At 64.5% G+C, this 25,351-nt stretch carries 24 protein-coding genes and 2 tRNA genes; 19 read left to right on the top strand and 7 right to left on the bottom strand.

Annotated features, from left to right (window positions below; all coding sequences use genetic code 11):
- A complete protein-coding gene (locus OC446_RS21390) occupies positions 1-324 on the bottom strand; it encodes an XdhC family protein (RefSeq protein WP_262031037.1) in 324 nt (107 codons plus the stop codon).
- 212 nt (positions 325-536) lie between these two features.
- Between OC446_RS21390 and OC446_RS21385 the strand changes: the two genes are divergently transcribed.
- The 8 genes from OC446_RS21385 to OC446_RS21350 all read left to right on the top strand — a co-directional run bounded on the left by OC446_RS21385 (position 537) and on the right by OC446_RS21350 (position 8,132).
- Positions 537-1,004 carry an iron-sulfur cluster assembly scaffold protein gene (locus OC446_RS21385; RefSeq protein WP_262031036.1) on the top strand — a complete coding sequence of 156 codons (468 nt, stop codon included), beginning with the start codon at positions 537-539 and terminating at the stop codon, positions 1,002-1,004.
- A 58-nt stretch (positions 1,005-1,062) separates the two neighbouring features.
- A complete protein-coding gene (locus tag OC446_RS21380) occupies positions 1,063-1,524 on the top strand; it encodes an SRPBCC family protein (RefSeq protein WP_262031035.1) in 462 nt (153 codons plus the stop codon).
- A gap of 174 nt (positions 1,525-1,698) precedes the next feature.
- Entirely contained in the window at positions 1,699-2,193 is a 495-nt protein-coding gene (locus OC446_RS21375) for a (2Fe-2S)-binding protein (protein ID WP_262031034.1), read from the top strand.
- A 143-nt stretch (positions 2,194-2,336) separates the two neighbouring features.
- Positions 2,337-4,700, top strand: a complete 2,364-nt coding sequence (locus OC446_RS21370) for a xanthine dehydrogenase family protein molybdopterin-binding subunit (RefSeq protein WP_262031047.1) — start codon at positions 2,337-2,339, stop codon at positions 4,698-4,700.
- Positions 4,701-4,712: 12 nt separating this feature from the next.
- The gene (locus OC446_RS21365; RefSeq protein WP_262031033.1) at positions 4,713-5,519 is read left to right on the top strand and encodes an FAD binding domain-containing protein; all 807 of its coding nucleotides are present in this window, start codon (positions 4,713-4,715) and stop codon (positions 5,517-5,519) included.
- Positions 5,520-5,596: 77 nt separating this feature from the next.
- On the top strand, positions 5,597-6,511 hold the full coding sequence (locus tag OC446_RS21360; RefSeq protein ID WP_262031032.1) for an AAA family ATPase: 915 nt from the start codon (positions 5,597-5,599) through the stop codon (positions 6,509-6,511).
- The gene (locus OC446_RS21355; protein WP_262031031.1) at positions 6,508-7,728 is read left to right on the top strand and encodes a vWA domain-containing protein; all 1,221 of its coding nucleotides are present in this window, start codon (positions 6,508-6,510) and stop codon (positions 7,726-7,728) included. Before OC446_RS21360 ends, OC446_RS21355 begins: the two co-directional genes overlap by 4 nt.
- A 113-nt stretch (positions 7,729-7,841) precedes the next feature.
- Positions 7,842-8,132, top strand: a complete 291-nt coding sequence (locus OC446_RS21350) for a hypothetical protein (protein WP_262031030.1) — start codon at positions 7,842-7,844, stop codon at positions 8,130-8,132.
- Between the two features lie 178 nt (positions 8,133-8,310).
- On the opposite strand, the gene OC446_RS21345 is transcribed toward OC446_RS21350, so the two are convergent.
- Positions 8,311-8,395: transfer RNA gene (locus tag OC446_RS21345), tRNA-Leu, on the bottom strand.
- 158 nt (positions 8,396-8,553) lie between these two features.
- Between OC446_RS21345 and OC446_RS21340 the strand changes: the two genes are divergently transcribed.
- The gene (locus tag OC446_RS21340; RefSeq protein WP_262031029.1) at positions 8,554-8,991 is read left to right on the top strand and encodes a hypothetical protein; all 438 of its coding nucleotides are present in this window, start codon (positions 8,554-8,556) and stop codon (positions 8,989-8,991) included.
- A gap of 45 nt (positions 8,992-9,036) precedes the next feature.
- On the opposite strand, the gene OC446_RS21335 is transcribed toward OC446_RS21340, so the two are convergent.
- Complete coding sequence (locus OC446_RS21335; RefSeq protein ID WP_262031028.1) at positions 9,037-9,282, bottom strand: BrnA antitoxin family protein; 246 nt, start codon at positions 9,280-9,282, stop codon at positions 9,037-9,039.
- 264 nt (positions 9,283-9,546) lie between these two features.
- Between OC446_RS21335 and hydA the strand changes: the two genes are divergently transcribed.
- Genes hydA through OC446_RS21315 form a run of 4 tightly spaced genes read left to right on the top strand, consistent with a single transcriptional unit; the run spans position 9,547 to position 14,681 of the window.
- On the top strand, positions 9,547-11,007 hold the full coding sequence (hydA, locus tag OC446_RS21330; RefSeq protein ID WP_262031027.1) for a dihydropyrimidinase: 1,461 nt from the start codon (positions 9,547-9,549) through the stop codon (positions 11,005-11,007).
- A 58-nt stretch (positions 11,008-11,065) separates the two neighbouring features.
- On the top strand, positions 11,066-12,514 hold the full coding sequence (locus OC446_RS21325) for an amidohydrolase family protein (protein WP_262031026.1): 1,449 nt from the start codon (positions 11,066-11,068) through the stop codon (positions 12,512-12,514).
- A gap of 7 nt (positions 12,515-12,521) precedes the next feature.
- Complete coding sequence (locus OC446_RS21320) at positions 12,522-13,193, top strand: aspartate/glutamate racemase family protein (protein ID WP_262031025.1); 672 nt, start codon at positions 12,522-12,524, stop codon at positions 13,191-13,193.
- 36 nt (positions 13,194-13,229) lie between these two features.
- Entirely contained in the window at positions 13,230-14,681 is a 1,452-nt protein-coding gene (locus OC446_RS21315; protein ID WP_262031024.1) for an amidohydrolase family protein, read from the top strand.
- Between the two features lie 91 nt (positions 14,682-14,772).
- Here the strand turns inward: OC446_RS21315 and OC446_RS21310 are convergent, their stop codons facing one another.
- Complete coding sequence (locus tag OC446_RS21310) at positions 14,773-16,410, bottom strand: amidohydrolase (RefSeq protein ID WP_262031023.1); 1,638 nt, start codon at positions 16,408-16,410, stop codon at positions 14,773-14,775.
- Positions 16,411-16,600: 190 nt separating this feature from the next.
- Between OC446_RS21310 and OC446_RS21305 the strand changes: the two genes are divergently transcribed.
- The 3 genes from OC446_RS21305 to OC446_RS21295 all read left to right on the top strand — a co-directional run bounded on the left by OC446_RS21305 (position 16,601) and on the right by OC446_RS21295 (position 19,993).
- A complete protein-coding gene (locus tag OC446_RS21305; protein WP_262031022.1) occupies positions 16,601-17,638 on the top strand; it encodes an amino acid ABC transporter substrate-binding protein in 1,038 nt (345 codons plus the stop codon).
- A gap of 66 nt (positions 17,639-17,704) precedes the next feature.
- Positions 17,705-18,877, top strand: coding sequence for an amino acid ABC transporter permease (locus OC446_RS21300; protein ID WP_262031021.1), 1,173 nt, complete (start codon positions 17,705-17,707; stop codon positions 18,875-18,877).
- Positions 18,878-18,880: 3 nt separating this feature from the next.
- Positions 18,881-19,993 (top strand): amino acid ABC transporter permease, encoded by a 1,113-nt coding sequence (locus OC446_RS21295; RefSeq protein ID WP_262031020.1) that lies wholly within the window; start codon positions 18,881-18,883, stop codon positions 19,991-19,993.
- 18 nt (positions 19,994-20,011) lie between these two features.
- Here OC446_RS21295 and OC446_RS21290 read toward each other — a convergent pair whose 3' ends face one another.
- Both OC446_RS21290 and OC446_RS21285 read right to left on the bottom strand, forming a co-directional pair.
- Positions 20,012-21,307, bottom strand: a complete 1,296-nt coding sequence (locus OC446_RS21290; RefSeq protein WP_262031019.1) for an NAD(P)/FAD-dependent oxidoreductase — start codon at positions 21,305-21,307, stop codon at positions 20,012-20,014.
- Between the two features lie 277 nt (positions 21,308-21,584).
- Positions 21,585-21,659 (bottom strand) — tRNA-Gly (locus tag OC446_RS21285).
- 332 nt (positions 21,660-21,991) lie between these two features.
- Between OC446_RS21285 and OC446_RS21280 the strand changes: the two genes are divergently transcribed.
- Positions 21,992-22,264, top strand: coding sequence for a hypothetical protein (locus OC446_RS21280; protein WP_262031018.1), 273 nt, complete (start codon positions 21,992-21,994; stop codon positions 22,262-22,264).
- A 131-nt stretch (positions 22,265-22,395) separates the two neighbouring features.
- On the opposite strand, the gene OC446_RS21275 is transcribed toward OC446_RS21280, so the two are convergent.
- Positions 22,396-23,487: a 2'-deoxycytidine 5'-triphosphate deaminase gene (locus OC446_RS21275; RefSeq protein ID WP_262031017.1), complete on the bottom strand. Its 1,092-nt coding sequence runs from the start codon at positions 23,485-23,487 to the stop codon at positions 22,396-22,398.
- 211 nt (positions 23,488-23,698) lie between these two features.
- Here OC446_RS21275 and apaG point away from each other — a divergent pair, with 211 nt between their 5' ends.
- A complete protein-coding gene (apaG, locus tag OC446_RS21270) occupies positions 23,699-24,091 on the top strand; it encodes a Co2+/Mg2+ efflux protein ApaG (protein ID WP_262031016.1) in 393 nt (130 codons plus the stop codon).
- Between the two features lie 8 nt (positions 24,092-24,099).
- A complete protein-coding gene (gene argE / locus OC446_RS21265; protein ID WP_262031015.1) occupies positions 24,100-25,272 on the top strand; it encodes an acetylornithine deacetylase in 1,173 nt (390 codons plus the stop codon).
- The last annotated feature ends 79 nt before the right edge of the window (positions 25,273-25,351 follow it).

Below are 25,351 nucleotides of genomic sequence, written 5' to 3'. Positions count from 1 at the left end.
CTAATCCACCCGCTCGACATAGACGCTGATCCGGCCGCCGCAGGACAGGCCGACCTGCCAGGCGGTCTCGTCGGCGACACCGAACTCGATCATGCGCGGCCTGCCATCGGCGATCACGTCCAGGGCCTCGGTGATGACCGCTCCCTCGACGCAGCCGCCGGAAACGGATCCGAGGAAGTTCGTGTCCTCGTCGATGACCAGATGGCTGCCCACGGGCCGAGGGGCCGATCCCCAGGTCTCGACCACGGTCGCGATCGCCACCCCCCTGCCCCCGCGCCTCCAGTCCTCCGCAGTCTTCAGGATATCCATATCGGTCGAGAGCATGTTTCTTCCCGGTGGTCGGCGCATCGGACGGGTCCGCGCCGAGCGGTGATCTAGAACAGTTTTGGAGACCGCCCATGATCGATATTGCCACTTCCGTTCCTTGGACCGCAACCGGCATGGGAGCGGGCACCGATCGTCTCATTGACAGGCACCGCGGAGCGGCGTCTCATCGGCGATGAACAGGCATCTTCGTTGGATGGAATACGGCCGGGATGCTGAACGACATCTATAGCCGCCGCATCCTGGAGCTCGCGGCCGACATCCCGCTCCAGGGCACCCTGCCGGGCGCCGATGCCAGCGCGAAGGCCCATTCGAAGCTGTGCGGGTCGACGGTCACGGTTCACCTGAAACTCGACGGGACCGTCGTCAGCGCCTTCGCCCAGGAGGTGAAGGCCTGCGCCCTGGGCCAGGCGTCCTCGTCGATCATGGGGCGGCACGTGGTCGGCTCGACCGCCGATGAGCTGCGGGTACTCCGGGAGGACATGCGCCGCATGCTGAAGGAAGGCGGGGATCCTCCTACGGGCAAATGGGCCGAGCTGGCGCTGCTGCAGCCGGCGCGGGAGCTGAAATCCCGGCATGCCTCCATCCTGCTGACCTTCGACGCCGTCGTGGAAGCGCTCGCGAAGGCCGAAGCGGCCAGGACGGAGCAGGCGTGCAATGCGGCAACGCTTGGCAGATGACGCGCCGCTCAATTTATACTTACTCTGTACCCGGTCTGTGACACGAGGAGAACCGAGCATGGCCATGACGATGCAGGGCGAAGTCGAACTTCCGGCCGACCGGGCGACGGTGTGGGCCGCCCTCAACGATCCGGAGGTTCTGAAGGCAGCGATTCCCGGGTGCCAGGAGCTGGAAAAGATCAGCGACACGGAATTCCAGGCGACCGCCAAGGTGTCGGTCGGGCCCGTCAAGGCGACCTTCAAGGGCGGCGTCACCCTCACCGATCTCGATCCTCCCAACGGCTACACCATCGGCGGCGAAGGCCAGGGAGGCGTCGCCGGCTGGGCCAAGGGCGGCGCGAAGGTGCGGCTCGAGGACATCGAGGGCGGCACGAAACTGATCTACGACGTCGAAGCCAATGTGGGCGGCAAGATCGCCCAGCTCGGCGGGCGTCTCATCAACGGTGTCGCCAAGAAATACGCCGACGAGTTCTTCGCGAATTTCGCCAGGATACTCTCGCCCGCAACTACCGCTGCGTAATCATCCTGTGAGTCATTCTGCGCCATCTTCCGATACTTGACCGTTCAAACGGAGAAGGCCACACTCGGCTTCGACGGATTGCATGCGTGCGGCCGTCCAACAAAAAATACCTGCTGGCGCCTGAGACCACCTGAAGGTCGGCCGGGCTGCTGGCACCAGAGGAGGATACAACGCATGACCACCGTCTCCCTGACGGTGAACGGTCAATCCGTCACCGCAGACGTCGATCCCCGCACCCTGCTCGTTCAATTCCTGCGCGACAATCTTCGACTCACCGGCACTCATGTGGGCTGCGACACCAGCCAGTGCGGCGCCTGCGTCATCCATCTGAACGGGCAGGCCGTGAAGTCCTGCACCGTTCTCGCCGTCCAGGCGAATGCCAGCGTCGTCACCACCATCGAGGGCATCGCCGAAGGCGGCGAGCTGCACCCGATGCAGGCGGCGTTCCGCGAGCATCATGGCCTTCAATGCGGGTACTGCACGCCCGGCATGATCATGTCTGCCATCGACATCGTGAACCGCAAGGGCAACGCGCTCGACGAGCAGACCATCCGGGCCGAGCTCGAAGGCAACCTGTGCCGCTGCACGGGTTACCACAACATCGTCAAGGCCGTGGCCGCGGGCGCTCAGGGCATGGCCCAGGCACCCATGCGGCAGGCGGCCGAGTAGACCGATAGGCTCACCCTAGACGCGACGCCCTCATCGACGGGTGGAAGTTGCGGGCGAGCCTCGAACAGGTGTCGTTTCTCCGACGTCCGTGCCGAGGCCCCCAAACCCGCCTCATGAGGCCCATGAAGACAAGCGAGGACAGCATGACCGCAACAGGGATCGGCGCACCCGTCCGCCGGAAAGAGGATCAGCGTTTCGTCACCGGCCAGGGGCGCTACGTGGACGATTTCAACCGGCCTGGCCAGACCTATGCCTATTTCCTCCGCTCGCCCCACGCGCATGCGACGATCCGGTCCATCGACACGGGCCCGGCCAAGATCATGCCGGGCGTGGTCGCCATCTTCACGGGCGACGACCTCGCGGCGGACAAGATCGGCGGCCTCATCTGCGGCTGGATGATCCATTCCAAGGACGGCTCGCCGATGAAGGCCGGGCCTCATCCGGCACTCGCCCAAGGCAAGGTGCGCTACGTGGGCGACCATGTGGCGGTGGTCATCGCAGAAACCCTCGCCCAAGCCAAGGACGCCGCCGAGGCCATCGTGGTCGATTACGACGTGCTCCCGGCGGTGGTCGACACGGCTCAGGCCACGAAGGCGTCCGTGCAGGTGCACGACGTCTCGCCCGACAACACCGTGTTCAACTGGCATCTCGGCAACAAGGACGAGACGGAAGCGGCCTTCGCGCGGGCCAAGCACGTGACCAAGATCGATCTCGTCAACAACCGCCTGGTGCCCAACGCCATCGAGCCCCGCGCGGCTGTCGGCGAGTACGATTTCGGAACCGACAATTACACGCTCTACACGACGAGCCAGAACCCTCATGTGGCCCGGCTCGTCCTGTCGGCCTTCATCGGCGTCGCGCCGGAGCACAAGCTGCGCGTCATCGCGCCGGATGTGGGCGGCGGGTTCGGCTCGAAGATCTTCATCTATGCCGAGGAAACGGTCTGCGTCTGGGCGGCCAAGAAGGTCAAGCGCCCGGTCAAGTGGACATCCGACCGCTCGGAGGCCTTCCTGTCCGACGCGCATGGCCGCGACCACGTCACCCACGCGGAGATGGCGACCGACGAGAACGGCAAGATCATCGGCCTGCGGGTTCACACCACGGCCAATCTCGGCGCCTATCTCTCGACCTTCTCGTCGTCCGTGCCGACCTATCTCTATGCGCCGCTCCTGTCGGGCCAGTACGACATTCCGGCCATCTATTGCGAGGTGGATGCGGTCTATACGAACACGGCGCCCGTCGATGCCTATCGCGGGGCGGGGCGCCCCGAAGCCACCTTCGTGGTCGAGCGGCTCGTCGAGAAGACCGCCCGCGAACTGGGCCAGGACCCGGCCGAGTTCCGCCGCCGGAACTACATCACCCAGTTCCCGCACGCGACGCCGGTGATCATGACCTACGACACAGGCGATTATGCCGCCTCGCTCGACAAGGCCCTGGAGATCGCCGATTATAAGAACTTCCAGCAGCGCAAGCAGGAGAGCGCCCGTCGCGGCAAGCTCAGGGGCATCGGCTTCTCGAGCTACATCGAAGCCTGCGGCATCGCTCCTTCGCAGGCCGTCGGATCTCTCGGCGCGGGCGTGGGCCTATGGGAATCCGCCGAGGTGCGCGTCAACCCGACCGGCTCCGTCGAGGTGCTGACGGGCTCGCACAGCCATGGCCAGGGGCATGAAACCACCTTCGCCCAGCTGGTCTCGGACCGGCTCGGCATTTCCATCGACCAGGTCAGCATCGTGCACGGCGACACCGACAAGGTGCAGTTCGGCATGGGCACCTACGGATCGCGTTCCGGCGCGGTCGGCATGTCGGCCATCGCTAAGGCCATCGACAAGGTGATCGCCAAGGGCAAGAAGGTCGCAGCCCATGTGCTCGAAGCGTCGGAAGGCGACATCGAGTTCAAGGACGGACGGTTCGGCGTGGCCGGCACCGACCGTTCGCTGGCCTTCGGCGAAGTGGCGCTCCAGGCCTATATCGCGCACAAGTTCTCGGGCCAGGATCTGGAGCCCGGCTTGAAGGAGGGAGCGTTCTACGATCCCACCAACTTCACCTTCCCGGCGGGCGTCCATATCTGCGAGGTGGAGATCGATCCGGATACGGGCGTGACCAGCATCCAACGTTGGACGGCGGTGGACGATTTCGGCGTGATCATCAACCCGATGATTGTCGAGGGTCAGGTCCATGGCGGCATCGCGCAGGGCGTCGGCCAAGCGCTCCTTGAAGGCGCTTTCTACGACCAGAGCGGACAGCTCATCACGGCGAGCTTCAACGATTACTGCATGCCGCGCGCGATCGACCTGCCGTCGTTCCAGGTCGGTATGACGGTAACCCCCTGCCCGTCGAACCCGCTCGGGATCAAGGGCTGCGGAGAAGCCGGCGCCATCGCGGCTCCGCCGGCCGTCATCAACGCGATCACCGATGCCCTCGGCCACGAGGACATCGCCATGCCGGCGACGCCCCAGGCGGTGTGGCGCGCAGCCCAAAAGGCGCGCATGCCCATGGCGGCGGAATAAGGGGAGGATGGAATGTACGCTTTCGAATACCACCGCCCGACGAGCGTCAAGGAGGCCGCCGGCCTCATCGGCCAGGTCGAGGATCCAAAGTTCCTCGCCGGAGGTCACACGCTGCTGCCGACCATGAAGCTGCGGCTCGCCGGCCCCGCCAACCTGATCGATCTCGGCCAGATCGCGGAATTGCGCGGCATCGAGCGCTCCGGCGACACGCTCGCCATCGGGGCCATGACCAAGCACGCGGAAGTCGCAAATGCCGCCGAGGTGAAGGAGGCGATCCCCGCTTTGGCCGAACTGGCCGAGCTCATTGGCGATCCGCATGTGCGCAACCGCGGCACCATCGGCGGTTCCGTCGCCAACAATGATCCATCGGCGGATTATCCCGCCGCCTGCCTCGCCCTGAACGCGACGATCGTCACCAACCGACGAAAGATCGCGGCGGACGATTTCTTCCAGGGCATCTTCACGACGGCTTTGGAAGACGGAGAGATCATCACCCAGATCGTCTTCCCGATTCCGACGCAGGCGGCCTACGCCAAGTTCCGCAACCCGGCGTCGCGTTACGCGCTCGTCGGCGTGTTCGTGGCCAAACATGCGGACGGCGTGCGCGTTGCCGTGACCGGCGCAGGCTCGAACGGCGTGTTTCGGGCAAGCGAGATCGAGCAGGCGCTGAGCGGGAACTTCGCCGCGGAGGCCCTTGACGGCGTCACCGTGTCGGAAGCCGAGATGAACAGCGACATCCATGCGGATGCCGCGTATCGCGCTCACCTTGTGAGCGTCATGGCCGGCAGGGCCGTTCAGACGGCCGTCGCACGGGGCTGAACGACCAAAACCGAAAGACGTTGACATGATGCCCGGGCCCGTCCCGGGCATCATGCCCTCAGGGAGCAGCAAAGCCCGTGGCCGACAAACCCGGTTCCATCGACGACACCTTGGCTCTCCTGAAGAGCACCGGCTACGTGGCCGACCGGCCTCTCGCGACCGTGCTTTTCCTGGCACTCCGGCTTGGGCGGCCGCTCTTTCTGGAGGGGGAAGCGGGCGTCGGCAAGACCGAGATCGCCAAGGTGCTCTCGACCGCGCTCGGACGGCGCCTCATCCGCCTGCAATGCTACGAGGGCCTCGATGTCGCCTCGGCGGTCTACGAGTGGAATTACGCCGGGCAGATGATGGCCATCCGGCTGGCCGAGGCCGCTGGAGCAGTGGAACGCGACACCCTGGAGGACGACCTGTTCTCGGAGCGCTACCTGGTGAAGCGTCCGCTCCTGCAGGCTCTCGAGCCCGACACCGCCGGCGCGCCAGTGCTCCTGATCGACGAACTCGACCGCACTGATGAGGCCTTCGAAGCCTTTCTTCTGGAGGTGCTGTCCGACTTCCAGGTCACCATCCCCGAATTCGGCACGGTCAAGGCGGAGCATCCTCCGATCGTCATCATCACGTCGAACCGCACGCGCGAGATTCACGACGCGCTCAAGCGCCGCTGCCTCTATCATTGGGTCGATTATCCGGATGCGGAGCGGGAACTCGCCATTCTCAGGAGCCGCATCCCGCGGGCTTCCGCCCAACTGTCCCAGGAAATCGTCGCCTTCGTTCAATCGATCCGCAAGGAGGATCTGTTCAAGGCTCCCGGCGTGGCGGAAACCCTCGACTGGGCCTCGGCCCTCGTGGAGCTCGATGCGGTGGCGCTCGATCCCGCTCTGGTGTCGGATACGCTCGGCGTGCTGCTGAAGTACCAGGACGACATCCAGAAGATGCAGGGCAGCCGTGCGAAGGAGATGCTGGATCGCGTCCAGGGCGCGTTGAGGACACCCGCGTGACCGATGCGTTCGCCGGCCGGGGTGAAGGCCGTCTCGCGGACAACATCGCCTATTTCGCCAGGGCCCTGCGGGCCGCGGGCCTGCCGGTCGGCCCGGGGGCGGTTCTCGACGCCATCGCGGCGGTCGAAGCGGTGGGGATCGGCCCGCGCGAGGACTTCTATTGGACGCTTCATGCCGTATTCGTGAAGCGGCACGAGCACAGCCTCCTGTTCGATCAGGCCTTCAGGATCTTCTGGCGGCGGCGCGCGCTGATCGAGAAGCTGATCGCCCAGATGTCGCCCATCGCTCCCGGCGGAGCTCAGGAGGAGAAAACGCCGAAGGCCGGTGCCCTGCGCGTGGCCGAGGCGCTGGCCACGCCCCGGCAGGAGAAGCCGGATCCGGTCGAGAAGACGGAGTTCTCCGCCCGCCTGACCGTGTCGGACCGCGAAGTTCTGAAGGCGAAGGATTTCGCCCAGATGTCGGCTACGGAAATCGCAGTGGCCAAGCGCCTGATCGCAGACATCTCCCTGCCGGACGACGCGGTGACCACACGCCGGTTCCTGTCCGATCCGCGCGGCCGCCGCATCGATCCGCGCCGAACCTTCCGGCGGTCGCTGCGTGGTGGCGGGGCCGTGATCGACCTGGCCTATCGCTCCCCGGCCGTGCGGCACGCGCCAGTGGTGGCGCTCATGGACATTTCCGGCTCCATGGCCGATTACTCCCGCGTCTTCCTGCACTTCCTGCATGCCATCGCGGAGAAGAGGCGACGGGTCCATTCCTTCGTCTTTGCAACCCGGCTGACCAACATCAGCCGCGAGCTGACGAGCCGCGACCCGGACGAGGCGCTCGCCCGCGCGTCGAAGCGCGTGCAGGATTGGGAGGGTGGAACGCGCATCGCCCAAGCGCTGCACAGCTTCAACCGCCACTGGTCGCGCCGGGTGCTCGGCCAGGGTGCGATCGTGCTGCTCTTCACGGACGGGCTCGAGCGGGAGGTGACGCCGGAGCTAACCTTCGAGATGGACCGACTCAAGCGCTCCTGCCGCCGCCTCGTCTGGCTCAATCCGCTCCTTCGCTTCGACGCCTTCGAACCGCGCGCTTCAGGAATCCGCGCGATGCTGCCCCATGTCGACGAGTTCCGGCCCATCCACAATCTCGCGTCGATGGAAGACCTCTGCCGCACGTTGTCCGGCGATCCGTCCAAACGAGCCGATCCACGCCAATGGCTGCGGGCGTCGTGAAAGTCGGGTTCGTCAATCCTCCGTCGCTCGGGCAGCCCGCTCATAAAGGTGAACCTGCAGCCCCGGATCCACGTCACGGCACAATGCCCTAATCCTCCGCCTCGCCAGACCGCTTGGCTGACCGCGTTCGGCTGCGTGGCTTGCGTGTATATGTGTTCGGCCGCGTCACAGGCTCGGGCGGCACGACAGGTTTTTCGGGCTTCGTCCTCTCACGGCTGAAGAACACCGCGCTGCAGCATAGGACGAATAGAAAAGGCATCACCAGAAAGACGAAGATCTGTGTATCGGTCATTCCCATGAATCGCGTGGTGCTGTCGGTGAAGGGCGCCGCTCCTCACGCGCTCGCCCATAGTCTCAGACGTCCAAAGCTTGGCAGACAAAACCTGCTGGGCAAAACTCGCTGAGAATGCGGGATTGTCGCCGGCGATGCGTGATCTACATCCAGGATGTGCGTCATTCCCTTGGCACATGGACGCCCTGATCGAGGCTTCAGACAGCGCCTCGGTCGGGGCGCTCTCTCGCTTCCTCGCGCGCCATCGATGATACCGGTGCCGGAGGTGCTGCGCTCGACATTCGAATGAATGGTGCGGCCGAGAGGACTCGAACCTCCACGGGTCTCCCCGCTACCACCTCAAGGTAGTGCGTCTACCAATTCCGCCACGGCCGCGCTGAGGCTCTGTTAGCGCATCGCGCTGAAAAGGGGAACCCGGTTTTTCACCCGCGACGATGCGCTCGTCCAGGAACGGCCAGCGCGGTCCATAAAAAAGCCGTCGATCTCCCCGATGGCCTGCGCTCCGCATCGACCAATACGAGGTTACAAGCACCTTGAGCACCGGCTTTATCGCGACTGCCATCGTTCTGACCATCGGCTACGTTATCGTGTCCCGGGTGATCGGCTTGGCGTTCCGCCTTGTCATTCCCCTGGCTCTGCTCGTTCTCCTGGGTGGAGCCGGCATATTCTCGAGCCTGATTCCGGAACGTGGCCCGGATCTATCCTATGGCCAAGCCCAGCATCGCCCCGCGAGCGACATCGGAGATCTCCGCCTGCGCGACATCGCCCATGTCGCCGTGGATGCGGTTCGCTCCGTGCTGCAGGGCGGCCTTGCCCTCCTGAACGGCGTGCGTGGCGACGCCGAACCGGAACTGAGGCGCGAGCCGCGCTGGTCCGACGAGCAGCAGCGCATTCGTCGGTATGAACCCTACGACGAACGATCCGACTTCGCCGATGACCCTCGGCAGGGCGAGCCGCGGCATCGGTGGTAGGCAGCCCTCAGCCATCCGTGGGGCGCAGACAGCCGCTGCTGAACGTCAGTCGCCGGATTTTCCGGCGGCCTTGCGCAGGACCGCGTTGATGCGCTCCTGCCAGCCCGGACCGTCCTCCTGGAAATACGCGAGCACGTCCTGGTCGATGCGCAGCGTGATGGTCTCTTTCACGCCCGGGATCGCCGCCGTCTTGGGTGGTCCTTCGATCGGCTTCGTCGTGACCTTCTTGAACGCCGCCTCCGCCGCCTTCAAGGGATCGGTCGTGCGACGTCCGCCAGGTGATCTCGACATGCTTTTGCTCCTGCGATTGGGCCGTAGGGATCTGACCTGCGCATGGTAGCAGGTCCGGAGAAATTTGAACCCTGACGGATTTCAATCAACAGCCGCTGTGGATCGAGCGATGTCTTCAAGAGATACTCTACATCATCGCGAAGGCGGCGAACTTAGACTTGTGTCTCGGACAACTTCTCCTTGCTGAGGCCCGACGCGTCTGCGTACATTGGACGCCATCAAAGAGAACAATAAACAATCCTGCAGGAACCTTGGGGGGACCTCTTGGCCGAGTACGATCTGGTCATCAAAGGTGGACGTGTCGCGACCACCGAAGGTGTCTCGACGATGGACGTGGCGATCCAGGATGGAACCATCGCCGCATTGGGCCGCGACCTTCAGGCCCGTGCCAGTGTCGATGCCGCCGGCAAGTTCGTTCTGCCCGGCGGCGTGGACGCTCATTGCCATATCGAGCAGCTCTCCGGTGGCGGATTGATGAATGCCGACACCTTCGAGACGGCGACGCGCTCCGCCGCGTTCGGCGGAACGACCACGGTCATTTCCTTTGCGGCCCAGCATCGCGGCGACAGCCTGCGCGATGTGGTGGAAAACTATTCGCGCCTCGCAGCGGCCGGCGCGGTGACGGACTATGCCTTCCACCTCTGGATCTCCGATCCGACGCCTGAAACATTGGAGCAGGATCTGCCGCGTCTGATCGAGGCTGGCCATCGGTCGATCAAGATCTTCATGACGTATGATCGGGTGCGCCTCCTGGACGAGCAGGTGCTCGACGTGATGATGGTGGCGCGCAAGCATGGAGCCCTGGTCTGCGCCCATGCCGAGAACCACGGCATGATCAAGTGGATGGCCGACAGGCTCATCTCTCGCGGCTATGTCGAGCCGAAGTTCCATGGCGTCAGTCATCCGCGGGTGTGCGAGATCGAGGCCTTCGAGCGCCTGATCCGCTTCTCGCAGCTTCTGGATCAGCCCATCATGCTGTTCCACGTCTCGACCGCGGAAGGCGCCGCCGTCGTCCGCCGCGCACGCGGCGAGGGCATCAAGGTCTTCGCGGAAACCTGTCCGCAATACCTGTTCCTGACAGCCCAGGATCTCGACCGTCCGGGGATTGAGGGCGCCAAGTGGATGTGCTCCCCTCCTCCGCGCACGACGTCGGATCAGGAGGCCCTGTGGCGCGGGCTCGACCTCGGAGACCTGCAGGTCCTTTCCTCGGACCATGCACCCTACAGGTTCGACGAAAGCGGCAAGCTGGCCGCCGGCGCGAGTGCGGATTTCAAGCAGATCGCGAACGGTCTGCCTGGCCTTGAGACCCGTCTCCCGCTGCTCTTCGACGCCATGGTGAGCCGGGGGCGCTCGACCGTCGAGAAATTCGTCGAGCTGACGGCCACCGCCCCGGCGAAGATCTACGGGCTCCATCCTCGCAAGGGCGCCATCGCGGTGGGAGCCGATGCGGACATAGCGATCTGGGATTCCGACCGGGAGGTCGTTCTCCGGGACGACGGCCTGCACGACAATGTCGGCTACAATCCCTTCGCGGGCCGAAGGCTGAAAGGCTGGCCCGAGACCGTCCTGCGCCGCGGGGAGACGATCATCGTTGACGGGCGGCTTCAGGCGACTCCCGGATCGGGACGATTGCAGCTGCGCGACATCGCGGCCTCCATGCGGCCGACCGGCAGGCTCAGCCCCGAGTTCGATCCCGCCACCAATTTCGGCGCGCAGCTTCTGTGATCGCGTCGCCGGCTTGCCCCATTCCCCCATCAATCCACTCGCATCGGGTCGAGAGATCATGACCGACACAATCAAGGTTGTCCGCAAAGCCGCCTGGGCCGTCGCCTGGGACGAGGAGGCCTCGCAGCACGTCTACATGCGCGACGCCGATGTCGCCTTCTCGGCCTCCGGCATCCTGTATGTCGGTCCGGATTATCAGGGCCGTGCCGATGAGGAGATCGACGGAGCTGGCCTCATGGCGATGCCCGGCCTCGTCAACATTCACTGCCATTCCGGCGACGAGCCGATCGCGAAGGGTCTGTTCGAAGATGTCGGGACGGCCGTTCTCTGGGGCAACGCCCTGTATGAATACTCGGCCCTGATCGACGCCGACGCGGACGCAAAGGCCGCCTGCCAGACGGTGATGCTGAGCGACCTGATGCGCAGCGGCGTGACAACGCATCTCGATATCGCATCGCCCTCCCCGAAATGGCTCTCCCTTGCGGCCCAGAGCGGGTTACGGGCCTATCTGGCACCCGGATTCCGCGAGGCGCAATGGCGCATGGCCGGAAGCCATCGCCTCGACTTCGAGTGGAACATGGCCCAGGGCCGCGAGCGATATGCCGAAGCCCTGGCTTTCGTCGACGAAGCCCGCGCGCATCCCAGCGGCCGTATCGATGGCGTGGTCGCCCCGTCGCAGATCGAAACCTGCTCCGAGGAGCTGATCCAGGACGCCGTCGCCGAGGCGCGCCGCCGCGGCATGCGCATCACCATCCACGCCGCCCAGACCATGGCCGAACATGAGGAATTGCTGCGGCGGACTGGAGAGACCGCCCCGGCACTCCTGGAGCGTCTCGGCGTCCTCGGGCCGGACCTGATCCTGGGCCATTGCATCTTTCTCGATCACCATTCCTGGACGAGACAACGCAGCCGTGACGACCTTGCCCGGCTCGCTGCAAGCGGAACATCGGTTGCCCATTGCCCCGTCACCTTCGCGCGCAGCGGCATGACCCTGGAGAGCCTCGGCGCCTATCGTCGGGCCGGCGTCAATGTCGGTCTCGGCACCGACAGTTACCCGTTCAACATGCTCGAAGAGATGCGGGAGGCGCTGATCTGCTCGCGCATCGCCGGCCGCAGTGTTCTCGATCTCGATACGGGCGGCCTGTTCGCGGTGGCGACCACGGGCGGGGCGAAAGCCCTCGGCCGCAACGACATCGGCCGCCTGGCGCCCGGCGCCAAGGCCGATCTGGCCTTGGTGGATTTGAACCATCCGGCCATGCAACCCGTCCACGATCCGTTGCGCAACCTGATCCATTGCGCTGCGGAGCGCGCCGTTCGCGACGTCTTTGTGGATGGGCAGGCCGTCCTGAAGGACCGCCGCGTCGTCAATCTCGATTACGACGGCGCGGTTCGAGAACTGCAGGATGCGCAGAAGCGCGCCTGCCGGCGGGCCGAGCGGGCCGATCCGCAGGGTCGCTCCCTCGCCGTCCTCGCTCCCTATTCCCTGCCGCTCGCTCGCCAAGGATAAGACGCTCATGAGCTCGCCGGTCTATGTGATCAATCCGAACTCGTCCCAGACCGTCACGGCGGAGATCGACAAGGCGGTGGCGCCCCTGCGAAGCGCCGACGGGCCGGACATCGTTTGCCTCTCCCTGGCCGAAGGGCCGCCTGGCATCCAGTCCCAGCGGGATGTGGACGGCGTCGTGACGCCGATCCTGCGCAAGGCGGCCGACCTCGAGGCGGACGCGGGCGCGTTCGTCATCGCGTGCTTCTCGGATCCGGGTCTCCACGCCTTGCGCGAGCAGAGCCGCCATCGCGTCTTCGGCATCGCCGAATGCGGCGTGCTGGCGGCGCTCACCCTCGGCCAGCGCTTCGGCGTCATCGCAATCCTGCCGACATCCATCCCCAGGCATCTTCGCTACTTCGGCGCGATGGGCATCATGGACCGCTTCGCGGCCGATTTGCCGATCGGGCTCGGTGTTGCGGAACTCTCCGACGAGGATCGAACCATGACCCGCGTGGTCGAGGTCGGGCGAACGTTGAAGGACACGCACGGCGCGGATGTTCTCGTCATGGGATGCGCCGGCATGGCCCGATACCGCGCGGCGCTGGAAAGCGCGGTCGGCATTCCCATCGTCGAACCGACTCAGGCCGCCGTCGCCATGGCGGTCGGCCATGTTCGCCTGTCGCAGGCGCTCGCATCCTGAAATTTCACACACCGCCTCTGCCTCCTGGAGCCTGAAATGACTGCCCCTTCCGACAAGACGACTCTCTTCCGCAACTGCGACTGGATCGTCGCCTGGGATGAATACGCCCGATCCCATGTCTATCTCCGCAATGCGGATTTCGTGATCCGCGGTGCCGACATCGTCCATGTCGGCAAGGACTATGCCGGTTCCGTCGATGCCGAGGTCGACGCCAGCCGGATGATGATCATGCCCGGCTTCGTGGACATCCATAGCCATCCCGGACACGAGCCAGGCTGGAAGGGAATGCTGGAGGAACTGGGCAGCCCGCGCCTCGGCCAGAGTTCGCTCTACGAGTTCATGCCGGTCTTCCAGATCGGTCCGGAATACACGCGCCCTGCCCTGCGCGTGGCTACGTCGGAGCTCCTGAAGAGCGGCGTCACGACGATCTGCGATCTCGGCCGCCCTCGGACAACCTGGGCCGATGAATATGCGGAGACCGGCATCCGCGCCGTGCTCTGGGGCATGTTCCGGTCCGGCCCATGGAAGACCACCAACGGCCATTCGGTGGAATACGACCTCGATCCGGCAACCGGCGACCGGCTGCTGCGTGAGGCCATCGAAATCGCCGATGCCGCTTCGAAGCACCCGAGCGGACGCATCACCGGCTTCATCGGACCGGCGCAGATCGACACCTGCACCGAGGGTCAGATCCGGGACGCGCTCGATGCGGCGCGGGAGCGGGGTCAGCCGATTCAGATCCACGCGGCGCAGAGCATCGTGGAATTCCAGGAGATCATGCGCCGCTACGGCTCAACGCCGATCGAATGGCTGGACAAGATCGGAGCGCTGGGTCCCGACACGATCATCGGCCACTGCATCTTCCTGAACGACCATCCGTGGCTGCACTGGCCTCACGCCAACGACTTCGAGCGCCTGCGCGACAGCGGCGCCCAGGTGGCGCACTGCCCCGTGGTCTTCGCGCGCCGCGGCATCGCTCTGAACACCTTGAGCCGCTATGTGAAGGCCGGCATCCGGTGCGGCATCGGCACGGACAGCTTCCCGCACAACATGCTCGATGAACTCCGCATGGCCTGCTACGCCGGGCGCATCGTGGGCGGCAGCTTCACCGCCGCCACGACCCATGATGCCTTCATGGCCGCCACCGCCGTCGGCGCCGACATGATCCGCCGCCCCGACCTGGGACGTCTCGCGCCCGGCTGCAAGGCGGATTTCTCGGTGGTCGACATGAGCAATCCTTACATGCAGCCCGATTACGAGCCCGTTCGCAGCCTCGTCTATTCGGCCAATGACAGGGCCATCAAGGATGTCTACGTGGACGGCCGCCAAGTCGTGAAGGATGGCGAGGTTCTCGACTTCGACATCGGCGAAGACCTCGAAATGCTGCGCAGGGGACAGGCGGAAGCCATCGCGGCTGCGCCGCAGCGGGACTGGGCCGGACGCGGGCTTGAGGAACTGAGCCCACGGGTCTTTCCGATTCGGAACTGATCTGCGTCGAAAAACCCTCCCAAAGACGAAAGGCCCCGAATGACTTCGGGGCCTTTTTCAGTTCGACTGCTGTTGATTTGATAAGCTCGATTTAACGGGCCATCTCTCCATGACGATCGAACACGATCTCGCCGCTGCGAATCGTGAGATCGCACTGCGTCTCCTGCAGGATCTCTTCAGGCGATGCCGTCAGGAGATCGCGGGAGAAGATCGCGACATCCGCCGCAAGGCCGGGATCGAGGCGGCCCCATTCGTGCTCGGCCTTGTTCACATAGGCTCCGAATTCCGTGAAGGCCATGATCGCCTGCTCGATCGACACGACCTCCCGCTCGTCCATGACGGTTCCATGAGCCGTCTTGCGGGTCAGCATCGAGAAGAAATTGGGGAAAGGATTGATGTCGCAGACCGGCGCATCGCTGCCGGCAGCGGGCTTGAAACCGAGATCAATCCAGGTCTTGAGCGGATAGGAAGGCTTCGCCCGCTTCTCGCCGACAACGGAAACATAGAGGTCGCCGAAATCGTAGATGAACACCGGCTGCGGCACGGGCTGAACGCCCAGGCGCTTCATGCGCGCATTCTGGTCGGCCCTCGCATAGCCCGCATGCTCGATCCTGTGGCGGCGGTCCGGGTCAGGCATCGCCTCGAGCGCGAGCTCGAAGGCGTTGAGTGTCTGCTCGATGGCGGCATCGCCGATCGCATGAACGGCCAGCTGATAGCCCTTGGCGTGATAGTCGTGCACGAGGTCGTTCATCTCGTTGTCGTGCAGGAGCATGAGGCCGTTGGTCTTCGGCTCACCGAGGTAGGGCTCGCTCATGGCGGCGGTTCGCCCGCCCGCGCTACCGTCGGTGAAGATCTTCACGGGGCCGACGCGCAGCATGGAATCACCTGCCCCGGTCACCACGCCATCCGCATAGGCCTGCTCCACGATACCGCCCGGACCACCGAGGAGGCATTGCGTCGTCCGAACAGGAAGGCGGTGGAGACGCTGGGCCGTGCGATAGGCGGCGACTTCGCGGTATCCGGCCCTCATGCCGACGCCTGCATCCATCACGCTGGTGATGCCGTAGGACAGGCATGCGCGGCCGGCATCGTCGATGGCCTGAACGAGTTCCTGGTCTGTCGGCTCGGGCAACACGGCCTTGAGCCGGTCGCGACCAGTCTCGGCCAGCAATCCCGTCAGCCGCCCGTCGCGCTGCTCGATGGCGCCTCCCTGGGGAACGGGCGTCGACTCGTCGATGCCCGCGAGCTCCAGCGCCTTCGAGTTGCAGATCGTCACGTGGCCGCAGGCTCGCACGATGGCGACCGGATGATCCGGCGCGACTGCGTCGAGTTCCTCACGGAGCGGATGGCGTCTCACATCGAGCTCGAACTGGTCGTAACCGCGCCCCTGAATCCACTGCCCCGGCGGCGTGACGGCGGCGCGCTGCCGAACCTTGTCGAGCAAGGCTGCAAGCGTCGGCGCGGACGATGCGCGCACATCCACATGTCCCATGATGACGCCATAGGGGAGAAGGTGCATGTGCGAGTCGCACAATCCCGGCGTGGCGAGGCGGCCCCGCAGATCGATCACCCTGGTCGACGGCCCGATGAGCGGCTCCACGTCCGACGCGGATCCGGCGGCGAGAACCTGCCCGGCCCAAAGGGCGACGGCTTCGGTCACCCGCTCAGAATATCCGCGAAAGACGCGGCCGTTTGTAAGGACGATATCGGCTTTGGGCAGGATGGGCATGGACCACTCGCGCGGCAAGGGCGGGTGCAGCGGACGCTGCAATCGAAGGCCGGCGAGTGTGCATACCTTTTAGTCACTCAGCAAGATGCCAAACGCCTTACGTTAGGAAATTCTATCCTTGAAACCTTGATTGTTTCGGGTCTAGCTTGACGTACAGCGACCAGATAAGGCGCAAAAAAGAGGGAGTACAATGATTCAGTCGAAATCCTTAGGCCGGTGGCTCGCACTGGGCCTCATCGCCGGTGTCACGGCCGTTTCCGCCGCGCCGGCATCCGCGCAATCGACCCTCGATACGGTCAAGAAGCGCGGCAAGATTCTGTGTGGCGTGTCGCCGGTCGCTCCCGGCTTCTCCTATGCCGACGACAAGGGCGTCCGACGGGGCTTCGATGTCGACATCTGCCGCGCCGTGTCGGCGGCCATCTTCGCCGATCCCGACAAGGTCGAATATGTTCCGCTGAACACCAACGTCCGCTTCCAGGCGGTTCAGTCCGGCGAAGTCGACATCCTCTCGCGACAAAACACCTGGAGCTTCACGCGCGATGCCTCGCTGGGCCTGGATTTCGGCCCTGTGGTGTTCTACGACGGCCAAGGCCTGATGGCGCCGGCCAAGCTCAACGTGAAGAGCGCCAGCGAACTGGCCGATGCGGCGATCTGCCTGCTGCCTGGAACGACGACCCTCCAGAACCTGGAGGATTTCTTCCGGCCCAAGAACATCAAGTATGAATCGGTGGTGTTCGAAAACTCCGACGAATGGCGCAATGCCTTCTTCAACGGACGCTGCGATGCCATCACGACCGATCGCTCGGACCTCGCTTCCGTCCGCGCCATCGCCAACGATCCGTCGCAATATGTCGTCCTGCCGGAAACCATCTCGAAGGAGCCGCTTGCCCCGACGATCCGCCAGAACGATCCCAACTGGCGCGATATTCTGAACTGGTCGATCTATACCCTGATCGGCGCGGAGGAGAAGGGTGTCACCCAGGCGAATGTCGACGAGCAGCTCAAGAGCGAGGATCCCGAGATTCAGCGCATGCTCGGCGTGAACGGCGACTTCGGCAAGATGCTCGGCCTCGACAACAAGTGGGGCTACAACATCATCAAGTCGCTCGGCAATTACGGCGAGGTCTTCGACCGCAATCTCGGCCCGAAGACCCGGCTTGGCCTGACCCGAGGACCGAACGAGCTTTGGACCAAGGGTGGCCTGCTCTACGCGCCGCCGTTCCGGTAGCCTGAGATCGACGGGTGGCCGCGAGGCCACCCGTTCCCTCCTCAGTCCTATCCGGAAAGGATCATCATGCGCGTCGATGCGATGAGCGGAACGAGACTCCTGTACAATCTGCGTTTCCGGGCGATCCTCTATCAGGTGATCGCCGTCGGAAGTATCGTCCTCCTCGGACTCTACCTGTTCTCGAACGTATCGCAGAAGCTGGCCGAGCAGAATATCGCGACGGGTTTCGGCTACCTGAGCCGTGAAGCGGGCTTCGTGATCAGCCAGACCTTGATCGACTACAAGCCCACCGACACTTATGGTCATGCCATCCTGGCCGGCATCGTCAACACGGTCTGGGTCTCGGCCTGGAGTGTTGTGCTCGCCACGGTCCTCGGGCTCGTCGTCGGCATCGCGCGTCTTTCCAGCAACCCGCTCCTGGCGCTCCTGGCCTTTCTCTATGTGGAAGCTTTGCGCAATGTGCCTCTGCTTCTCTACCTCTTCCTCTGGTACGCTCTGATCGTCACGAGCCTACCGGCCGTGCGCGAGGCCTGGGAGATCCTGCCTCACGTCTTCCTGAGCAACAGCGGCCTGACCGTGCCGTCCCTCGTGTGGACCGGCACCCATACGGTCGTTCTTCTGGCGCTTGTTCTCGGCGGGGTTCTCGGCGTTTTCGTACATCGCCGCGCGACGGCGCAGCGGATCAGCACGGGCAAGACGCGCATGATCTGGCCCTGGGTCGCCCTGGCCCTCCTGGCGCCGCCGATGCTCGCGATCCTCGTCATGCAGCCCGATCTGACGGTCAGCCTTCCGGAGAAGGGGCGCTTCCGCCTGACGGGCGGTGCCCAGCTCAGGCCGGAATTCACTGCCCTTCTGGTGGGCCTTGCGCTGTCGGCTTCCGCGGGCATCGCGGAGATCGTGCGAAGCGGGATCCTGTCGGTTCGCAAGGGACAATGGGAGGCTGCTCGCGCGCTCGGTTTGCGCGATGGACTGACCATGCGCCTCGTCATTCTTCCTCAGGCGCTGCGCGTGATCATTCCGCCGCTCACCAGCAGCTACCTGAGCCTGTTCAAGAACTCGTCGCTTGCCATCGCGATCGGCTATCCGGATCTCGTCATGGTGTCGAACACGACCATGAACCAGACCGGGCAGGCCATCGAAGGCATTGCGATCTTCATGCTCGTCTATCTCGGCCTGTCGATCCTGATTTCCCTGTTCATGAACTGGTACAACAGCCGCGTCGCGCTGAAGGAGCGCTAGGCCATGACGACCGCGACCGACATCGCCGAAGCCCAACTGAAGATGCCGGTTCGTCGCGAACCGGATATCGGCCACCGCCTGCTGCATCGCACGCTCAAGCCGCTCGTCGGCACCCCCGTCAATGCGGTGATCACGCTGGCTTGCCTGTGGATCCTGTGGCTTGGCGCCAAGGGCGCCTATGGCTGGCTCGTGACCCGGGCGGTCACGGAAGGCGGCGCCCAGGCCTGCAAGGTCGGCAATGGAGCCTGCTGGCCCTTCTATGAAGCGAAGCTGCGCTTCATGATCTTCGGCGTCTATCCCTATGACGAGCAATGGCGCGTGCTCATCGCCATGATCCTGTTCCTCGGCGCCATGGGGATCACCATGGTCCCGCGCTTCTGGAGCAGACAACTTCTCGTGCTCTGGGGCGTCACGATCGCCGCGACGGCAATCCTGATCGGCGGCGGCGTATTCGGCCTCTCCTATGTGCCGACGACGCAATGGAGCGGGCTGCCGCTCTCCTTCCTTTTGTCTGCGGTCGGCCTCGCTTTCGGCTTCCCGCTCGGCGTCGTGCTGGCGCTGGCCCGCTCCTCGACACTTCCTGCCATCCGGGTGATCGCCATCATCTTCATCGAGGTGATTCGCGGCGTTCCGCTCATCAGCATCCTGTTCATGGCCTCCGTAATGCTGCCGCTCTTCATGCCGAGCGGCGTCACCGTGGACAAGCTGCTGCGGGCGCAGATCGCCATCATCATCTTTGCAGCCGCATATATCGCGGAGGCGGTCCGTGGCGGATTGCAGGCGATTCCCCGGGGACAGCACGAGGCCGCCAGCGCGATGGGCCTGCATTACTGGCAGGCCATGCGCCTCGTGGTTCTGCCGCAGGCCCTGAAGATCGCCATCCCTCCGCTCGTGAACATCTCCATCGGCTTCTTCCAGGACACGACGCTCGTCACGATCATCGGCCTCCTGGACTTCCTGTCCACCGTCCGCACGGCCATGACGGACCCGAACTGGGTCGGTATCGCCGTCCTCGAAGGCTACGTCTTCGCAGCCTTCGTGTTCCTGGTGTTCTCATACGGGATGGGAGCCTACAGCCGCTTCCTGGAGCGGCGTATGCGCCTCGGCCACGACTAAACTCCGGCCTGGACCTCGTCAGGCGGCCCGTGCCGCCCGACGCTCCTTCGCAAGATCCAGGGCCTGATAGGTCCAGTACGTGAGCTGCGCCGCCGCAACCCCGAATGGGCCGCCGTTCCATGCGAGACTGAAGGGCTCGTAGAGGCGGTAGCGATCGCGCGTGCCGAGAATTCCCTCCGCGATCACGCGCCCGCCGATGGCCGTCGTGTTCATGCCGCGTCCGCCGAAGCCGAACACGTGCCAGACGCCCGGCTGCAGCTTGCCGATGAGAGGCATCAGGTGGCGCGCATAGGCCATGAGACCCGACCAGGCCGTCTCCACACGCACACCTTCAAGCTGCGGATAGGTGGAGACCATCGTCTTCTGCATCATGTCGGCGAGACGGCGCGGCTCCGTCGTGCGCGTCGTGATCCGCCCGCCCCAGAGGAGCCGCGCTCCGCCGTCGACCACGCGGTAGTAGTCGCCTGCGCGCCGGTTGTCGCTGATCGCCATCGGGGTCCGCACCGCCTCGGCAATTTTCTCACGCGCCGGTTCCGTCAGAAGGACATAGGTTGCAATCGGGAGAATGCTGCGGCGCAGGCGGGGCACCAGATCGTCCGTATAGCCGCCGCCCGCCAGGACCACGTCGCGGGCCCTGACCTCACCGCCTTCCGTCCTGATAACCTTTTCAGCGCCATCGAAATCGCAGCCGATCACTCGCGAGCCTTCGAAGATCTTGCCGTTCAGCCCCTCGATCGCCTTTGCCAGCGACCGCGCATAATTGAGCGGGTGGAAGTGAAAGGATGACGGGTCGTAGAGCGCCTGAAAATACTTCGAGGAACGCAGGACGTCCCGCACGGCATCGGTCTGCATCACGTCCACTTGGTAGTCGAAGGTCTTCTTCAGCATCTCGCTCTGGCGTGAGAGGCCTTCGGGATCGTCGTAGCGGAGCACGCTCATCTTGCCATAGACGCGCTTGTTATCGGTCATGCCGAGCTCGTCGAGGTTGCCTTCGACGATCCGCACGCCCTCGATCGAGAGACGATGAAGGGCTTTCGCCCGCTCTTCGCCGACCATGCGGGTGATGTTGGCATGGCTTGTGGCGTAGCCCGGACCGACGAAGCCGCCATTGCGTCCCGACGCGCCCCAGCCGACCCGTTCCGCCTCCAGGACCACGACCGACCGCCCCGCCCGGGCCAGTTCGAGCGCTGCCGTGAGACCGGCAAGCCCGCCTCCGACGATAGCGACATCGGCCTCGACCGTCCCCGTAAGCGAAGGTCGTTGGGACGCATCCGCGAGTGTGCGGGCATAATAGGTGTCGCCATAGCCGGTCATGAAGCCCCCCAATGAAGGTGATCTTCGTGAAGCCTAGCGCATCCTGCGGAAAAGTGGACCTGATTTCATAACGCAAGGGAATGCTTAGCTGCCTCCGATTGCCTTCCGGATCCAAGGCCGCGCTACGGACTCGCCGGTCTCCGGACCATGCCCCCGGCATCGGCGCGAGCACGACATGTTTCCACGCGGATTAGCGGGCTATAGCGGCAAGCATGGGCTGTCTTAGCATGCCTCTCGGGATGCAGCAGCTCCGGCGTCTCGGCCTCTGAAGGGAAATTGGAGCGGGCGATGGGAATCGAACCCACGACATTCAGCTTGGGAAGCTGACGTTCTACCTCTGAACTACGCCCGCGAACACTTTTAAAATCAGCAACTTAGCCAAGTCAGCAGGTCCTGCCGACGATGCCATGTGCCGTATGTGTGCCTTCCATTTCTAGCAAGGGGGCGGCGTTGGCGTCAAACGCCTTCTTGGGGTTCGAACCCGGGGATCGATATCTGCATGAAATGGACAGGCGCCACGGAATGCTCGCTCGGTCGTTCAGGCCGGTTGAGGACAGGCACCGGCACCAGCCCTTCCGATTGGCACGACAAAGAAATCATGACCCCACGAGCGCGAACGGGCATTCGATAAGGAACCTCCCCGGTCCATTGGGTTTGATTTCTCCATAGAGAGGAGCAAACCCCATGAAAGCACATATTCTGTTTGCCACGATCGGCCTCGCCGTTCTTTCCATCCCGGCTGCCGTTCAGGCACAGGGAATCGTACGCGGTGCCGAACAGGGCGCCGCGGTCGGCAATCGCGCTGCCGGTCCTGTCGGCGGGGCAGTCGGTGGCGCGGTTGGCGGCGTTACCGGAGGCGTCGTCGGCGGGGTGAAGGGCGTGCTCGGCATCCCGCAGACCACCGGCAGCGTCAAGCGGCATCAGACCACCCACAAGAAGCGGGCCGCTCACCGCTAGAGCTGTCTCCACTGACGTGAAGTCACCCCTCTTCTTTGGCTGACTGCATTTTTCGGTGAACCGGAGACGGTTCACCGAAAAATGCCCTGAGCATCGTGCGGACTCGCACGATGCTCAGAATGCCGGTGTGATCAGCGGAAGTGCTTGGAGAGCTTCAGGCCTTGGGCCTGATAATTCGACCCGGCGCCTGCGCCGTAGAGCACCTTCGGGCGCTCGGCCATGCGCTCATAGACGAGCCGCCCGACGATCTGGCCGTCTTCGAGGATGAAGGGGACGTCGCGGGAGCGCACTTCGAGTACCGCGCGAGCGCCCTCCCCTCCTGCCTCCGCATGGCCGAAGCCTGGGTCGAAGAAGCCCGCGTAATGAACCCGGAACTCCCCCACGAGGGGGTCGAAGGGCACCATCTCGGCGGCATAATCCGGCGGCACGTGCACGGCTTCCTTGGAGGCCAGGATATAGAACTGACCCGGGTCCAGGATCAGGGTCCGGCTTGAATCCGCATAGAGCGGCTCCCAGAAATCCGCCACGCGGCAGGAGCCGGGCTTGTCCACGTCGACGAGGCCCGTATGGCGCTTGGCCCGGTAGCCGATGAGGTTGTCCGGACCGAAACCCGCGAGGTCGACGCTTACGGCGACGCCATCCTGGATGGAGGGCTCGGCGGAGGTCACGACCCGCTCACGTTCATGGACGGCCAGAAGCTCGGCGTCGCTCAGGCGTACATCGCCTTTGCGCAGGCGCAGCTGCGACAGGCGTGTGCCGGTGCGCACCAGCACGGGAAAGGTGCGCGGCGAGATTTCGGCGTAGAGGCGCCCGTGGTAGCCGGCCCCGATGGTGTCGAATTCCTGGCTGCGGTCGGTGATGACCCGGGTGAAGACGTCGATGCGCCCGGTCGAGCTCTTGGGATTGGCGGCGGCCGAGAGGTCGTCCGGCAGGGCCAGTTGCTCCTGCAGCTCGGCGATATAGACGCTGCCCGTCTCCAGGATCGCCCCCTTGGCAAGGTCGATTTCGTGGAAGCTCAGCTGATCGAGCCGATCCTGGACCGTATGGTTGCGCCCCGGCAGGAAGCTGGCGCGGACCCGGTAGGCCCGGCGTCCGAGCCTCAGGTCGAGACTGGCCGGCTGGACCTGATCGGACGCGAACGGGGTCTCCGGTTTGATGGCTCCCGCCTCGGCAAGGCGCATGATGGCATTCGCCGATTGAATCCCGTCCTTCAACGCAACCATGACTGTCTTCCGAGGGGCATAGCCCTCATTGAATTGGTGAGCCCGACAGTATCTGTAAGGGTTGTTACGGAATTCTCAATCGCTTTCATGCCCTGGGGATAGTCCCGGGGACAAGGGCCCACCCGTCCCTTTCCTCCCGGTCGATTGACGGGACCCGAAGGCCGCCGTACCACGGACCCATGGAACTCTTCGACCGGCGTGAGGCAGGCTCATGTACAAGGCTGTGACCCGTGGCATCTCCGTGACGGTGACGCCCCGCTACATGCCCGAAGAATCCTCCCCCGAGCAGGGCCGCTACTTCTTTGCCTATACGGTCGAGATCATCAACACGGGCCTGGAGCGCGTCCAGCTCCGCGCCCGTCACTGGACGATCACCGACGAGCACGGGCAGGTCCAGGAGGTGCGTGGCGCAGGCGTCGTCGGGGAGGAGCCGATCCTGGGTCCAGGCGAAAGCTTCAGCTATACGAGCGGCTGTCCCCTGTCGACGCCGAGCGGCACCATGCAGGGCACCTACCTGATGGAGACCGCCACCGGCGAAACGTTCGACGCCGAAATTCCCGCCTTCTCGCTCGACATTCCCCGCGCCAAACGCGTGCTGCACTGAGGTTCCTGATGATGTCCACCGGACAGCGGCTGACGCCGCTCGAAATGCTGGCGAAGCTGGTTTCGTTCGATACCGTGAGCTCGAAGTCGAACCTGCCCCTGATCGAATTCGTCGAAAGCTATCTGCAGAGCTGGAACGTGCCTTATGTGCGCGTGCCAGACGAGACGGGCGAGAAGGCGGCGCTCTATGCCACTGTCGGCCCGCAGGACCGGGGCGGGATCGTCCTGTCCGGCCATACGGACGTGGTGCCGGTGACCGGCCAGTCCTGGACGTCCGATCCCTTCACGCTGCGCGTGGAGAACGGGCGGGCTTATGGGCGCGGCGCCGTGGATATGAAGGCTTTCGATGCGCTGGCGCTCGCCATGGTGCCGGAATTTCTGGCCGCCCATCTCACGACGCCGATCCACATCATGCTCTCCTACGACGAGGAGACGACGTGCCTGGGCGTCGTCGATACCATTCGCCGTCTCGGACACGATCTGCCACTGCCGAAAGCCGCCATCGTGGGCGAGCCGACGATGCTGGAGGTGGTGGACGCGCACAAGAGCGTCGTGACCTTCTCCACCACGGTGCACGGCTTCGAGGCGCATTCGTCGAAGCCCTATCTCGGCGCCAGCGCCGTGATGACGGCCGCCGAGTTGATCGCGGAGCTGAACCGCATCGGCGACGACATGATGGAGCGCGGCGACTCGAGCGGACGCTTCGATCCGCCCTATACGACGGTGCATGTGGGCACGATCTCGGGCGGCACGGCCCGCAACATCCTCTCGAAGAGCTGCACCTTCCATTGGGAGTTCCGGGGCCTGCCGAGCCTCGATCCTCAGGAGATCCCTGCTCGCCTCAACCGCTTCATGGAAGAGGTTGCCTTGAAGCGCCTCAACCGCTTCGGCGAGTTCGGTCGGATCGAGACGATCCTTCATGCCGACGTGCCGGGGCTCGCGCCCGATCCGGGCTCGACGGCGGAAGTCCTTGCGCTGCGTCTCGCGGGCAAAAATCATACGCAGACCGTCCCGTTCGGTACGGAAGCGGGCCATTACCAGGCAGCCGGCATCCCCACCGTCGTGTGCGGTCCCGGGTCGATCAACCAGGCGCACCAGCCGGACGAGTACATCACGCTGGAACAGCTCGATGCGGGCCTCGCCTTCATGCGGCGGCTCGCGGCGACCTGCGCGAGTTCGTGATAACAGTTACATCACCCTACCCTCATCCTTGTAACTTGAGTGGCGCCTTGTCTGGTAAAGATGAGGTTGCGGTGGCGGG

This window comes from Microvirga sp. Mcv34 (assembly GCF_024519725.1).
In the GTDB taxonomy this organism is placed as follows: domain Bacteria; phylum Pseudomonadota; class Alphaproteobacteria; order Rhizobiales; family Beijerinckiaceae; genus Microvirga.
Note: the sequence above shows the minus strand (reverse complement) of the source record. Positions and strands in the feature narration are given on the sequence as shown.